Annotated in this window: 13 protein-coding genes and 1 pseudogene; 8 read left to right on the forward strand and 6 right to left on the reverse strand. The window is 68.9% G+C overall.

Annotated elements, in window-relative coordinates:
* Positions 1-31: 31 nt before the first annotated feature.
* The 6 genes from G6N54_RS24115 (at position 32) to G6N54_RS24140 (ending at position 4,703) form a co-directional block, all read left to right on the forward strand.
* A complete protein-coding gene (locus tag G6N54_RS24115; protein WP_163792665.1) occupies positions 32-1,048 on the forward strand; it encodes a GHMP family kinase ATP-binding protein in 1,017 nt (338 codons plus the stop codon).
* Positions 1,036-1,653, forward strand: a complete 618-nt coding sequence (locus G6N54_RS24120; protein WP_179969119.1) for a D-sedoheptulose-7-phosphate isomerase — start codon at positions 1,036-1,038, stop codon at positions 1,651-1,653. The genes G6N54_RS24115 and G6N54_RS24120 overlap by 13 nt, the downstream gene beginning before the upstream one ends.
* Positions 1,654-1,655: 2 nt before the next feature.
* Positions 1,656-2,180: a D-glycero-alpha-D-manno-heptose-1,7-bisphosphate 7-phosphatase gene (locus tag G6N54_RS24125; RefSeq protein WP_163792668.1), complete on the forward strand. Its 525-nt coding sequence runs from the start codon at positions 1,656-1,658 to the stop codon at positions 2,178-2,180.
* A 157-nt stretch (positions 2,181-2,337) separates the two neighbouring features.
* Positions 2,338-3,288: a GNAT family N-acetyltransferase gene (locus G6N54_RS24130; RefSeq protein ID WP_163794940.1), complete on the forward strand. Its 951-nt coding sequence runs from the start codon at positions 2,338-2,340 to the stop codon at positions 3,286-3,288.
* A gap of 61 nt (positions 3,289-3,349) precedes the next feature.
* The gene (locus tag G6N54_RS24135) at positions 3,350-4,018 is read left to right on the forward strand and encodes a DUF5642 family protein (RefSeq protein WP_163792670.1); all 669 of its coding nucleotides are present in this window, start codon (positions 3,350-3,352) and stop codon (positions 4,016-4,018) included.
* A gap of 28 nt (positions 4,019-4,046) precedes the next feature.
* Positions 4,047-4,703 carry a DUF5642 family protein gene (locus tag G6N54_RS24140; protein WP_163792672.1) on the forward strand — a complete coding sequence of 219 codons (657 nt, stop codon included), beginning with the start codon at positions 4,047-4,049 and terminating at the stop codon, positions 4,701-4,703.
* Here the strand turns inward: G6N54_RS24140 and G6N54_RS24145 are convergent.
* Entirely contained in the window at positions 4,700-5,338 is a 639-nt protein-coding gene (locus G6N54_RS24145; protein WP_163792674.1) for an alpha-ketoglutarate-dependent dioxygenase AlkB, read from the reverse strand. The genes G6N54_RS24140 and G6N54_RS24145 overlap by 4 nt on opposite strands.
* Positions 5,339-5,423: 85 nt before the next feature.
* Between G6N54_RS24145 and arcA the strand changes: the two genes are divergently transcribed.
* Complete coding sequence (gene arcA, locus G6N54_RS24150) at positions 5,424-6,635, forward strand: arginine deiminase (protein ID WP_163792676.1); 1,212 nt, start codon at positions 5,424-5,426, stop codon at positions 6,633-6,635.
* A 41-nt stretch (positions 6,636-6,676) separates the two neighbouring features.
* Here the strand turns inward: arcA and G6N54_RS24155 are convergent.
* Together G6N54_RS24155 and G6N54_RS24160 are read right to left on the reverse strand one after the other, a co-directional pair.
* Positions 6,677-7,533: pseudogene (locus G6N54_RS24155) on the reverse strand (DUF559 domain-containing protein).
* A gap of 105 nt (positions 7,534-7,638) precedes the next feature.
* A complete protein-coding gene (locus G6N54_RS24160; protein WP_163792678.1) occupies positions 7,639-9,201 on the reverse strand; it encodes a dolichyl-phosphate-mannose--protein mannosyltransferase in 1,563 nt (520 codons plus the stop codon).
* 25 nt (positions 9,202-9,226) lie between these two features.
* On the opposite strand from G6N54_RS24160, the gene rsmI reads away from it, so the two are divergent.
* Positions 9,227-10,066, forward strand: a complete 840-nt coding sequence (gene rsmI, locus G6N54_RS24165) for a 16S rRNA (cytidine(1402)-2'-O)-methyltransferase (RefSeq protein WP_163792680.1) — start codon at positions 9,227-9,229, stop codon at positions 10,064-10,066.
* On the opposite strand, the gene G6N54_RS24170 is transcribed toward rsmI, so the two are convergent.
* Genes G6N54_RS24170 through G6N54_RS24180 form a run of 3 tightly spaced genes read right to left on the reverse strand, consistent with a single transcriptional unit; the run spans position 10,063 to position 13,440 of the window.
* On the reverse strand, positions 10,063-11,307 hold the full coding sequence (locus tag G6N54_RS24170; RefSeq protein WP_163792683.1) for an aminodeoxychorismate synthase component I: 1,245 nt from the start codon (positions 11,305-11,307) through the stop codon (positions 10,063-10,065). The two genes, rsmI and G6N54_RS24170, sit on opposite strands and share 4 nt — an antisense overlap.
* A gap of 49 nt (positions 11,308-11,356) precedes the next feature.
* Complete coding sequence (locus tag G6N54_RS24175; RefSeq protein ID WP_163792685.1) at positions 11,357-12,259, reverse strand: RNA polymerase sigma-70 factor; 903 nt, start codon at positions 12,257-12,259, stop codon at positions 11,357-11,359.
* Positions 12,256-13,440: an NAD(P)/FAD-dependent oxidoreductase gene (locus G6N54_RS24180; RefSeq protein ID WP_163792687.1), complete on the reverse strand. Its 1,185-nt coding sequence runs from the start codon at positions 13,438-13,440 to the stop codon at positions 12,256-12,258. The genes G6N54_RS24175 and G6N54_RS24180 overlap by 4 nt, the downstream gene beginning before the upstream one ends.
* Positions 13,441-13,510 lie beyond the last annotated feature (70 nt).

Below are 13,510 nucleotides of genomic sequence, written 5' to 3' on the forward strand. Positions count from 1 at the left end.
GCGCAGCGAATCACGTCGGAAGAGACCTTGGATGACACGCCCACGAATCCGCGCCCGTGCGCCGCTGCGGATATCGTTCGCCGGCGGCGGCACCGACGTCCCACCCTTCCCGGCGCTCGAGGGCGGCTGTGTGCTGTCGGCGACCATCGACCGCTACGCCTACGGCTCGCTGACCCCGCGTACCGATCGCAAGGTCACCATCGAGTCGGTGGACTTCAAGACCACCCATGAGATGACGCTCGACAGCGAGATCCTCTATGACGGCAGCCTCGACCTGATCAAGGCCGCGGTGCGACGGTTCGGCCGCGACGGCACGGATGGCTACGACCTGGTGCTGCGATCGAGCGCTCCGCCCGGATCCGGACTCGGTTCGTCGTCGACGATGATGGTCGCGCTCACCGGCTTGCTTGCCGAGCACTACCGGGCGCCGATGGGCGAGTACGAGACCGCCCAGCTGGCCTGCGCCATCGAACGCGACGACCTCGGCATCGCCGGCGGCATGCAGGACATGTACGCGGCGACGTTCGGCGGATTCAATTTCATCGAGTTCTCCGACCGGGTGATCGTCAACCCGCTGCGGGTACGCGACCAGGTCGCCTTCGAGCTCGAGCTCAGCCTGCTGCTGTGCTACACCGGCATCACGCGCGACTCCGGGCGAGTGATCGAAGACCAAACCCGCCGCGCGACCACGGGTGCCGACGACACCCTCGCCGGACTCCGGGCCCAGAAGGAACTGGCGGTCGCGATGAAGGCCGCACTGCTGACCGGCAAGCTGAACGACTTCGGTGCCCTGCTGGGCGAGGCATGGACTCAGAAGAAGCGGATGTCGCCCTACATCACCAACGCGCGCATCGACGAGCTGTACGACCTGGCGTTGCGGACCGGCGCGCTCGGCGGCAAGATCACCGGCGCCGGCGGTGGTGGCTACATCCTGTTGTTCTGCGACTTCACCAAGAAGCATCGCGTCATCGAGGCCCTCGAGGGGGCGGGGGCCGCCGTCACCGAATTCGCGTTCGAGAGCAAGGGATTGACCACATGGCAGGCATGAGCACGTCGGATGTCGTCACGCCCAGTGTGGAGACGGTCCAGGCCAGGCTCGCGGACACGATCGCCGTCAAGCAGCAAATGCAGTCGGGAGAATTCGCGACGCAGACCGTCGAGGTGGCACGGGTGATCATCGACGCGCTGCGCGCCGGCGGGAAGGTGATCTTCTTCGGAAACGGCGGCTCCGCCCAGGACGCGGGACATCTGGCCGCCGAGCTGATGGGCCGCTTCGCGTTCGACCGTCCGGGCCTGGCAGCGCTGAGCCTGCCCGACGCCACCGCGGCGATGACCGCGATCGGCAATGACTACTCCTACGACGAGGTCTTCGCCCGCCAGGTGCTGGCCGCCGGCCGGGCCGGCGATGTCGTGGTCGGGCTGACCACGTCGGGCAACTCACCCAATGTGGTGCGCGCACTGGAGGCGGCCGGCCAGGCCGGGATGAAGACCGTGACGCTTACCGGCGCCCGCGGCGGCAAGGTCGCCGACGTCGCCGAGATCTGCATCCGGGTGCCCAGCGCGGACACCGGCCGGATTCAGGAAGCGTGTCTGCACCTGGGCCACACCATTTGCGAAATGGTCGAAGCCGCCCTGTTCCCCCGACCGTTCTGACGATGGGCGTTGGGAACGTCCGCACCGTTTTCCTGGACCGCGACGGCACCATCAACGTCAAGGCTGCCGAGGGTGAATACATCCGATCACCCGCGGAATTGTTCCTGCTGCCCGGCGCGGCCGAGGCGATCGCCGCGCTCAACGCGGCGGGCCTGCGCACGGTGCTGGTGACCAATCAGCGCTGGCTGTCCGAACCGTCGGCTGACCCGGCACATTTCGACGTGATCCAGGAGCGGCTGTCACAACTGCTCGCCGAGCAGGGCGCCCGTCTCGACGCGGTGTATCACTGCCCGCACGCGGCGAACAGCTGTGATTGTCGTAAACCGTTGGCCGGCATGTTGATTCGTGCGGCGGCAGAGCACGGTTTCGACCTGGCCGAGTCGGTGATGATCGGCGACAGCGACGCCGACGTCGCGGCGGGCCGGGCGGCCGGTGCGACGACCGTGCTGCTGCGTGCCGACGGGGCAGGGGATGCCGACGTTGTCGTGGACGACCTCGCCGCCGCCGTGCGGCTCATCCTCGCCTGAAACGCGACACGATCGACCGCGTCACCAGGGCGAGCGCAAACGGCACGCCCAAGTTGTTGCTGCAGCCACCGCCGACGCCATAACCTGAGCCAATCGGACCGCAAGATGGGCCGCCGTGGCAGGATTGATCGGTGCGCGGTCGGAAGAACTCGCCGCGATGGACATCTTCGAAGGATGCGCCATCGACGACTTGGAGCCGTTGGCGGCCACCCTGCAGCCGCTGCGCGCCGTGGCCGGACAGGTCCTGATGCAGCAGGGTGAGCAGGCCGTGTCGTTTCTGCTCATCTCCTCGGGTACCGCCGAGATCAGACACGTCGGTGTCGACGGCGCGGTTTCCATCGGCGAGACGCGCGCCGGCGCGATCATCGGGGAGATCGCCCTGCTGCGCGACAGCCCCCGGATCGCGACCGTCACCACGACCGAACCGTTGACCGGCTGGATCGGCGACAACGACGCGTTCGCCCAGCTGGTGCACATCCCGGGCATCATGCCCCGCCTGCTGCGGACGGTGCGCCAGCGCCTGGCCGCGTTCGTGACGCCCATCCCGATCCGGATGCGCGACGGCACCCATCTGCTGCTGCGCCCGGTGCTGCCAGGTGACGACGTGCGCACCGTGCACGGTCATATCCAGTTCTCCAGCGAGACGCTGTATCGGCGGTTCATGACGGCACGGCTGCCGTCGCCGGCGTTGATGCACTACCTGGCCGAGGTCGACTACGTCGATCACTTCGTCTGGGTGGTGACCGACGGCGAGGACCCGGTGGCCGACGGGCGGTTCGTGCGCGACGAACACGATCCGACCGTCGCCGAGATCGCGTTCACCGTCGCCGACGCCTACCAGGGCCGGGGGATCGGGAGCTTCCTGATCGGTGCGCTGTCGATCGCCGCCGAGGTCGACGGTGTCGAAAGATTTTCCGCACGAATGCTTTCCGACAATCTGCCGATGCGCGCGATCATGGACCGCTACGGCGCGGTGTGGCAGCGCGAAGACATCGGGGTGGTCACCACCGTCATCGATGTGCCGCGCCGGCGCGACCTGGGCATCAAGCGTGAGCTGGCCGACGAGATAAGACGCACGGCTCGTCAGGTGATCGAGGCGCTGGGCTGAGCCGCTCGGCCGGGCTGGTGCATACGCGCGACAAGGTTCTCGTCTCCTAAGATGAATGGGCATGCGGCCGTTCTGGTTTGGCGCGGTGCTCATGGTGTTGCCGGTCGCATGCTCAGGCGCCCCGGCGCACCGGCCGTCGGCCACGCCGTCACCGTCGGCGCATGGCACCGTCGTCAACCCCGCCAGCATCAAGCGAGTCGTTCGCGACCTGCCGCCGGGCTACGAGGCCACCCCTGGCATCGCGAGCGCGACCTCGCCCCGGGTGATCTGGGGTCTTGACCCCGACGTGACCTCCAAGCCCGCGTCATGCGCCGCACTCGCCGACCCCGGCAAGGGGCACGACGAATCGGCGCAGGGCCTATCGGCCTCGGGCCCGGGCGGCATCATCAACGTGTCGGTGGTGGCATTGCCAGACATCGACCTCGACCAGAACGTCATCGATACCTGCGGCCAGTGGGCCATGACAACCGCGCATACCACCGCCAGCGTCCGGCTCACCGACCCTCCGCGTATCGACGCTGCGCAGACCGTCGGGATGATTGCGGACCTCAAGTCCGCCGTCGAGGCGGGCACCGAAATCGATTCGCGGGCATACACGTTCATCGCGTATCTGGGCGGCTTCTACGCCTTCACCACGGTGACCACCGACCCAGGATCGGCGCAGCCGGCATTGCCGCCGCAATTCGCCGCCGATCTGCTCGTCAAAACGGTGTCCACGTTGCGCAGCTGAGGGCCGGGTCTTGGGTAGATTAGCCACGGTGTCCAAGCTGGTGTGCGCGATCGCGGCCGTCTGCGTGCTCGCCGGTTGCTCATCGAATGCCCCCGTGTCGACCAATGCCGACATTGCCAAGGTCGTCGAGGTGAAGTCGAATTTCGGGCCGGAGTTCAAGGTCACCGACATCTCGGAACGAGCGATCGATCCCAAGCTGCTGGCCGCCCGCAAGCTGCCCGAGGGGCTGAAGTTCGACCCCGCCAACTGCGCGAAGTTGGCGGCGGGACCCGACATGCCGCCGGACGTGCAGGGCAACATGGCCGCGGTGTCCGCCGAGGGTAACGGCGGCCGGTACGTCGTCATCGCGGTGGAGACGTCCAAACCGCTGCCCGTCAACGACCCGGGCAAGGACTGCACCAAGGTCGCGTTCTCCGGGACCGGGGTGCGCGGCGGGCTCGAGGTCATCGACGCGCCGACGATCGACGGGACGCACACATTCGGCGTGCGCCGCGTCCTGCAGGCGGTGATCGCCGGGGGTCCCCGCACCGGCGAGCTGTACGACTACTCCGCGCAGTTCGGCGACTACCAGGTGATCGTGATTGCCAACCCGCTCGTCGTCCCGGACCAGCCGGTCGCCAAGGTCGACACGCAGCGGGCCCGCGACCTGCTCGTCAAAGCGGTGGCCGCGATCCGCACGTCCTAGCGCACGTCGCGCGGGCGGAACTGGATGCTGACCCGCGGGCCCGTGCGAATCGCCGTCTTCGGGACCGCATGCTCCCAGGTGCGTTGGCAGGATCCGCCCATCACCAGCAGGTCACCGTGTGCCTGTGGCAGCCGCAGCGACGGCCCGCCGCCGCGCCGCCGCAGCGCGAACGTTCGCGTGGCACCGAGGCTGAGGATCGCGACCATGGTGTCCTCGGTGCTGCTGCGGCCGATCGTGTCGCCGTGCCAGGCGACGCTGTCGGCGCCGTCGCGATAACAGCACAACCCGATCGTGGTGAACGGCTCGCCGAGCTCGCCGGCGTAGATGTCGTTGAGCCGCCGGCGCAGCCGCGCCAGCAGCGGGTGGGGTGGCTCCTCGACGGTCAGGTCGTGAAAGCTCACCAGCCGCGGCACGTCGACCACTCGGTCGTACATCTGGCGGCGCTCGGCCCGCCACGGGACCGTGGACAGCAACGCGTCGAGCAGGTCTTGCGCGCCGGGAGGATCGTCGCCGAGCCACCCGGCGCGCATCTCGACGAAGGCACCGTCGCCGAGGTGCCGTCGCTCGGTGTGCTCGAACAGCGAGCCCTGTACGCCTGATGCCCGGGTTCCCACGCCGTCCAGACTATCGCACATTCGTTCGATTGATCCGGACTCGCCGGGCACCAGCGTGCCTCGGGCGTGACGCGACGGTTGTGTTTCGCGCGGTTACGGTTTAGGGGTGGGTGTGATCGAGCTGGGCACCAATTCCGAGGTCGGCGCGCTGCGGATGGCGATCCTACACCGTCCCGGCCCCGAGTTGCGGCGACTCAATCCGCGCAACAACGACCAGTTGCTGTTCGACGGGCTGCCGTGGGTGGACCGCGCGCAGGACGAGCACGACGAGTTCAGCGCCCTGCTGCGGGCCCGCGGCGTGGACGTGCTGTTGCTGTCCGACCTGCTGACCGAGGCACTGCAACACAGCGGCGCCGCCCGGATGCAAGGGGCGGCGGCGGCGGTGGACGCGCGCCGGTTCGGAGTGCCGCTGGCGCAAGAGCTTTCGGCCTATCTGCGGGGCCTGGACCCGGCCCGGCTGGCACACGTCCTGATGGCCGGCATGACGTTCAACGAGCTGCCGGCCGATACCCGGACCGACGTCTCGCTGGTGCTTCGCATGCACCACGGCGGAGATTTCGTGATCGACCCGCTGCCGAATCTGGTGTTCACCCGGGACTCGTCGATCTGGATCGGGCAGCGGGTGGTGATCCCGTCGCTGGCGCTGCGGGCCCGCGTGCGCGAGACGTCGCTGACCGACCTGATCTATGCCCACCACCCACGGTTCACCGGGGTGCGCAAGGCCTACGAATCGCGATCCGCTCCCGTCGAGGGCGGGGACGTGCTGTTGCTGTCCCCCGGAGTGGTCGCGGTCGGCGTCGGCGAGCGGACTACGCCGGCCGGCGCGGAAGCGTTGGCGCGCAGCCTCTTTGACGACGAACTTGCCCATGCCGTGCTGGCCGTTCCGATCGCGCAACAGCGCGCGCAGATGCACCTGGACACGGTGTGCACGATGGTCGACACCGACACGGTAGTGATGTACGCGAACGTCGTCGACAACCTGTCGGCGTTCACGATCCAGCGCGGGGCCGACGGCGTGAACATCAGCGATGAAGCGCCATTCTTGGAGGCGGCGGCCAAGGCGATGGGAATCGACAAGTTGCGCGTCATCGACACCGGTCGGGATCCCGTTGTCGCCGAACGCGAACAGTGGGACGACGGCAACAACACGTTGGCGCTGGCGCCCGGCGTCGTCGTCGCCTACGAGCGCAGCGTGCAGACCAACGCGCGCTTGCAGGAAGCGGGCATCGAGGTGTTGACGATCGCGGGCTCCGAATTGGGCACCGGCCGCGGCGGCCCGCGGTGCATGTCCTGCCCCGTCGCGCGCGAAGCGCTTTAGTTTTCGCCGAGATTGCGTCCAGAGTCGTGGTCGGCCAGAGATCACAGCCCCCGCGGCAATCTCGACGCCGTCCGGCGTACCAGCGCATCGCGGGTGCGCTCGACGATCACCGTCGGCCGGTCCTCGTTGATCACCCTGATCACCTGCCAGCCTGCTCGTTCCACCATCTCTGCTCGGCGGATGTCTTTGACGTACTGCCGCCGGTCGCTGCGATGGTGGTCGCCGTCGTATTCGAGCGCGACCTTCGGCTTGTCCCAACCCATATCGAGGTAGGCGACAAGCCGGCCATCGCTGACTTTCAGTTGGGTGACAGGCCTCGGTAGGCCGGCGTCGATGAGGACGAGTCGCAGCCAGCTCTCTTTGGGCGATTGCGCGCCGCCGTCCATCAAAGACAGCGCCAGCGTGCACTTGCGTACACCCCTCGCTCCCGGGTAGCGGCCGATCGACGCCGTCGCGTCGGACGCGGCTACACCCGTCGCGGCCGACAGCGCGTCGAGATGCGTGACCGCCACATCACGCGGCAGATGCCGGGCAGATCGAAAGCCGTCCGCGCGAGGCCAGTTACCCGCAGGGCGCCCACTTCCACGATCTCGTCCAACTCGACCCGTTCGCGTCGAACGATGATCCCTGGCGGTGGATGGTTGAACGGCCCGAGGAGCTCAACGGGTGTGAAATCGTCGACCCATTTGGCTCCGTGGAGCGCGGCCGCAGCACGGCCGGCAATGATCCCCTTCCGCCCCGACCACAGCCATGCCGCGTAGATGTTGTCCCACAGTGATCTCGGCGCATCCTTCGCCAGATACACACCGCGATGGATTTGCCGGTAGTTCCAACGCAATTGACCGCGGGTCAGCGCGCCGCGCGCTACCGCTTCGCTTCCAAGAAAGACCCCCACCACGCGCTCATGATGCAAGCACCGACCGACATGTCAGCGAGATTGCCGCCAGCGTTGTGGTTGGCGGAGATTCGCAGCCATAGCGGCAATCTCGACGTGGACCAGCGCTTAGCGCCAGCTGGGCAGCCAGATCTCCATGTCCCACGTCTGCTGTGAGATCGGCAGACCGGTGAGCACCGGGAACAACCAGGCGAAGTTGGTCACCACCAAGGCGACGTAGCTGGACACTGCGATGAGTCCCAGCGTGCGGCGCTCCGCGGTCTGGTTTGAAGGGAGGCGATAGAGAATGTCGCCGCAGATCAGCGCGATGCCCATCACCAGAAACGGCGCCATCGTCGCGGCGTAGAAGAAGTACATCTGCCGGTCGATGTCGGCGAACCACGGCAGCCACCCGGCGCAGTAGCCGACGAGAACGACCGCGTAGCGCCAGTCCCTGCGGATGACCGATCGCCATAAGGCGTACAGCAGCACCGGCACCGCCAGCCACCACATCGCGGGCGTGCCGACCAGCATCTCCGCCTTCACGCACGACTGCGCGCCGCAGCCGGTGACGTTTTGCTGATCGATCGCGTACAGCACCGGCCGCAACGACATCGGCCAGCTCCACGGCTTGGATTCCCACGGGTGGTAGTTGCCCGCCGAATTGGTCAGTCCCGCATGGAATTGCAGCGCCTTCGCGCTGTAGCGCCACAGCGAACGCAACGCGTCGGGCACCGGGAAGTCGCTTTGCGGGCCGATCGTCTGGCCCACCTCGTGCCGGTCGATCGCGGTCTCGGACGCGAACCACGGCGCATAGCTGGCCAAGTACACCGCGATCGGGATGATGCCGAGCGCGTATGCCGCGGGGATCAGATCGCGGCCCAGCGTGCCGAGCCACGGCCGGTTCACCTGATACTGCCGCCGCGCGGCCACGTCGAACGCCAATGACATCGCGCCGAAGAACACCACGAAGTACAGGCCCGACCACTTTGTCCCGCAAGCCAATCCGAGCATGACCCCGGCCAGGAACCGCCACCAGCGCACCCCCAGCCGCGGGCCCCACTCGGTGGCCGTGTTGCGGCCTTCGAGCAACGCGACGTGCAGGCGCCGGCGCACCTCGTCGCGGTCGACGATCAGCGCTCCGAATGCCGCGACCACGAAGAAGACGAGGATGCCGTCGAGCAGCGCGGTGCGGGAGGCGACGAAGCTGACACCGTCGCAGATGCACAGCACTCCGGCTATCGCGCCCACCAGCGTCGAGCGGCTGATTCGCCGTACGATCCGCATCACCAGCAGCACCATCACCGTGCCGAGCAGCGCGCCGGTGAAGCGCCAGCCCACCCCGTCGTAGCCGAAGATCGCCTCGCCGATCGCGATCAGCTGCTTACCGACCGGCGGATGGACCACCAAACCGAAGCCGGGGTTGTCCTCCACCCCGTGGTTGTGCAGCGCCTGCCAGGCCTGTGGCGCGTAATGCTTCTCGTCGAAGATCGGCGTGCCGGCGTCGGTCGGCGAGCCCAGGTTGACGAATCTTGTGATCGCCGCGAGCAGCGTGATGATGCCGGTGACCACCCAGCCGCGGATGTGGTCGACCGGTCCGAAATCCGCCACCGGAACCAGCGGCCCCGGGCTGACCATGGGCACGACGCGTTCCTGGACCGTCGCGGAGGCTTCGCTGGGCGGGGCAGACATTGGTGTCGATCGTAGGCTGTTCGTCATGTCCCACGGTCGCCTGTTGCTCGGTGCGACCCCGCTGGGCCAGCCGTCGGATGCCTCACCGCGGCTGATCAGGGCGCTGGCCGACGCCGACGTGGTGGCCGCCGAGGACACCCGGCGGGTGCGCACGCTGGCCAAGGCGCTCGACGTCCGGATCGGCGGCCGGGTGGTCAGCATGTTCGATTCTGTCGAGGCCAGCCGGGTGCCGGCGCTGGTCGACGAGATCAAAGCCGGTGCGACGGTGCTGGTGGTCAGCGACGCCGGAATGCCGCTGATCAGCGACCCCGGCTACCGGATGGTCGCGGCGTGTGTCGAAGCCGGCGTCCCGGTGACATGCCTGCCGGGGCCCTCCGCGGTGACGACCGCGCTGGCCGTCTCCGGTCTGCCCTCGGAGCGGTTCTGCTTCGAGGGTTTCGCGCCGCGCAAGAGCGGAGCGCGCAAGACCTGGCTGGCCTCGCTGGCCGACGAGCGGCGCACCTGCGTGTTCTTCGAGTCGCCGCGCCGGCTGGCGGCGTGCCTGGCCGACGCGGTCGAGCAGCTCGGCGGCGCCCGCCGGGCGGCGATCTGCCGGGAGCTGACCAAGGTGCACGAGGAAGTGGTGCGCGGAACGCTGGAGGAGCTGGCGGCCTGGGCCGCCGACGGTGTGCTCGGCGAGATCACCGTCGTGCTGGCCGGCGCGACGCCGCCCGCCGACGTGCCGTCGCTGGTGGCCCGGGTGAAAGAGCTCGTCGCCCAGGGAGTTCGCGTCAAGGACGCCTGCACCGAGGTGGCCGCGGCCCATCCTGGCGTGCGCTCACGGCAGCTGTACGACGAGGTGCTGGCCGCGCGGGGCGAGGACTAACCTGCCGCGGCCGCGTTGCACGGCACCCCGACGACAGGGGCGGCCTTGTGTAGGCATTCCGCCCATTCGGCGTCGGTGTTCGAGTCGGCGGTGATTCCGCCGCCGACGCCCAGCACCGCGGTGCCGGCGGCGTCGAACTCCACGGTGCGGATCGCGACGTTCAGCTCGCATCCGGCGATTGGGGATGCTAAACCGACTGTGCCGCAATATATTCCGCGTCTATGCGATTCCCACTGCGAAATCAATTGGCGGGCACGGTGTTTCGGGGTACCGGTGACCGAGGCCGGCGGGAAAGCCGCGTCCAGCAGTGCCGAGGTGGGCAGCTCGACGGGCACCTGCGCCGACACCGTCGACACCAGATGCCACACCCCGGGCGCACGCCGCACCACCAGCAGCTCGGGCACTTTGACCGTCCCGGTGACCGCCACCCGGCCCAGGTCGTTGCGGACCAGGTCGACGATCATGATGTTCTCGGCCACCTCTTTCGGCGAGGCGCGCAGCGCCGACGGCCAGGCGTCCAGGGGCAGTGTGCCCTTGATCGGGCTCGACGTCACGACCTCGCCGTGGCGGCTCAGAAACAGCTCGGGCGACAGCGATGCGACCGCACCCCACCGGCCGGCGAGGTAGGCCGCGCGGGCCGGCGTGGTGCGCGCGATGCCGTCGATGAAGAAGTCCAGCGCGGACCCGGTGACCGTCCCGGTGAACCGGGTGCACACGCACGCCTGGTAGACCTCGCCCGCGCGGATCGCCTCCAGGCAGGCCAGCACCGCGCCGCGGTGCGCCTCCCGCTCGGCCCCGTCCCACTCGATCCGGCAGGCGCGCGCCGGCCCCGGCGTCGCGGCCAGCGCGGCGGTCAGCCAACCCGGCATCGCCACCCCGGACAGGCTCTCGTACCACCACTGCCCGTCCCGGTCGCGGCGCAGCACGCAGTCGGTCCAGCCGCCGGCGGCCTCGGGGATGCGATGCGGCCGACCGTCGGCACCGGCGTCCGGATAGGACAGGTAGCCGAACCAGCCGCCACCGACCACGGATGGATGGGACTGCGAGCTCTGCGGGACGGCGAATGCATCCGTGGGATCCCCCGGACGCACCGCCAGGCTCGGCGCGATGACGGCCAGCGCCCCGAACCATTCGCCGGTCAGCGCCGCGGGCGGTGGCAGCCCGAGCCGGCGGGCGGCATCACCGACCGCGCGCAGCACGCCGGGTGCGTCGCCGAGGTTGCCGAGCCGGTCAATTCGCACTGCCCTAGCTTGACAGAACGGCGAACATCCGCACCCCAGGCCTCGTCGCTTAGCCGCGGCTGATGGCGCGCGCGGTCGCCAGGGCGACCAGCTTGTCCGGGTTGCGCATCACATAGAAGTTGGTGATCAAGTCGTCGACGATCTCCAGCGTGATGACACCCTTGAGCTGATCGCCGAGGTAGAGCAGCACCGCCGGGGCGTTGTTGCAGTTCACCATCTCCACGCGCAACTCGGCCATGCCGGCGGCCCTGCGCATCAGCCCAGCGATCGCCCGGGCCACCTTGTCGGCACCCACGACCGGCCGCCGCGCCGCGGACACCTTGCCGCCGCTGTCGGCCATCCAGGTGGCGTCCGGGGCCAGCATCGCCATCAGGCCTTCCACGTCGCCGCTGGCCGCGGTGGCCAGGAACTGCGCGGTGATCGCGGCGTTGCGCTGCGGGTCGACGTTGTCGAAGCGCTTGCGGCGTGCCCGGACATGCTCGCGGGCGCGGTGCGCGACTTGGCGGACCGTCGCCGCCGGTTTGCCCACCGCGTCGGCGATCTCGGCGTAGTCGAAACCGAACACCTCGCGCAGCACGAACACCGCCCGCTCGTCGGGACTCAGCGTTTCCAGCAGCACCAGCATGGCCATCGAAACCGATTCCGCCAGAACGACATCGGCCGACGGGTCCTGCTCGTCGAGCAGCAGCGGTTCGGGCAGCCAGGGCCCGACGTACTCCTCGCGGCGGCGGGCCCCGGCCCGCCGGGCGTTGAGCGCCTGGCGGGTCACCAGCTGGGCCAGATACGACTTGGTGTCGTGCACCGTCGACAGGTCGACGTCCGCCCAGCGCAGATAGCTGTCCTGCAATACGTCGTCGGACTCGGTGGCCGAGCCGAGGATCTCGTAGGCGATGGTGAACAGCAGGGGGCGCAGCAGCGTGAACCGCTCCGCGTGTTCGCCGGTCGCGATCATTTGATCGCGACCTGCTCGTCGGCCGTTTGTGACGGCCGGCTGCCGCTACCGCCCTTGATCCAGAAGTACGAGCCCGGTTTGGCCGCCTCGCGCCGGATCGCCCACAGCGTGCCCCGGCAGATTCCTTCCTTGATCGCGGCGGTGGTTCGACCGCCGAGCGCCACGTTCACCGGGGTGTCGTCGGTGCGGGCGAACTGCAGCGTGCCGCCGCTGCGGCCGATGCTGATGCACTGGCCGACGAACGCCTGGTTGAGCGCCGCGGGAGTCCGTCCGGCGATCCGGGCGAGCACGCTCTCGGCGGCCTGGGCGCCCAACGGCCCGGCGGCCTGGCAGCTCATCCGCAACGGCCGGCCCGACGGGGCGGCGCAGTCACCGGCGGCGACGATGCGATCGTCGTCGACGGCGGTCAGCGTCTCGTCGGTGAGCAGCCGGCCCAGCTCGTCGGTGCGCAGCCCACTGCGGGCGGCCAGATCCGGCACCGCGAACCCGGCCGTCCACACCGTCGCCGAGCTGGGCAGCACCGCGCCGTCGCTGAGCACCACGCTGTCCCAGCGGACCTCGCTCACGGCGACAGTTTCGGCGATGGTGACCTCGAGCCGGCGCAGTTGTTTGGCCACCGAACGCCGGCCCCGCTTGCTCAGCGACGCGCCGAGCGCGCCGCCGCACACCAGGGTTACCGGGCGGCCCTGCTCGGCCAGCTCGGAGGCGGTTTCGATGCCGGTCAACCCGCCGCCGACGACGGTGACGGGTGCGCCCAGCGGCAGGTCGGCGAGCGCGTAGCGCAGCCGCTGCGCGCTTTCCAGATCGCAGATCGCATGGGCGAACTCCGCGGCACCGGGCACGGACGCCTGGGCGGGCACCGCGCCGGTGCTGCCGACCGCATAGATCAGGTAGTCGTAGTCCAGCGCGGCGCCGGAGGTCAGCTCGAGACGACGGGCAACGGAGTCGATCCGCTCGACGGCGTCGACGACCAGCCGGACTCCGTCGCCCAGCAGCGTGCCGTAATCGGCGGTCGCGGTGCCGGTGTCGGCGACCATTTGGTGCAAGCGGATTCGTTCGACGAAGACCGGGCGGGGATTCACCAGTGTGATTTCCAGGTCCGGCCGCTGCCGCAGGCGATTGGCCGCCAGAGTGCCGGCGTAGCCACCGCCGACGACGACGACACGAGTGCTGTTGCTCATTGCTGTCTCCTATTCTCTTTCGGGCTTGTGCCCTTGAGACACCGCAGCGCCGTCAGCCGTGACAATGCGC

Origin of the sequence: Mycobacterium stomatepiae (genome assembly GCF_010731715.1) — a bacterium.
Taxonomy (GTDB): Bacteria; Actinomycetota; Actinomycetes; order Mycobacteriales; family Mycobacteriaceae; genus Mycobacterium; species Mycobacterium stomatepiae.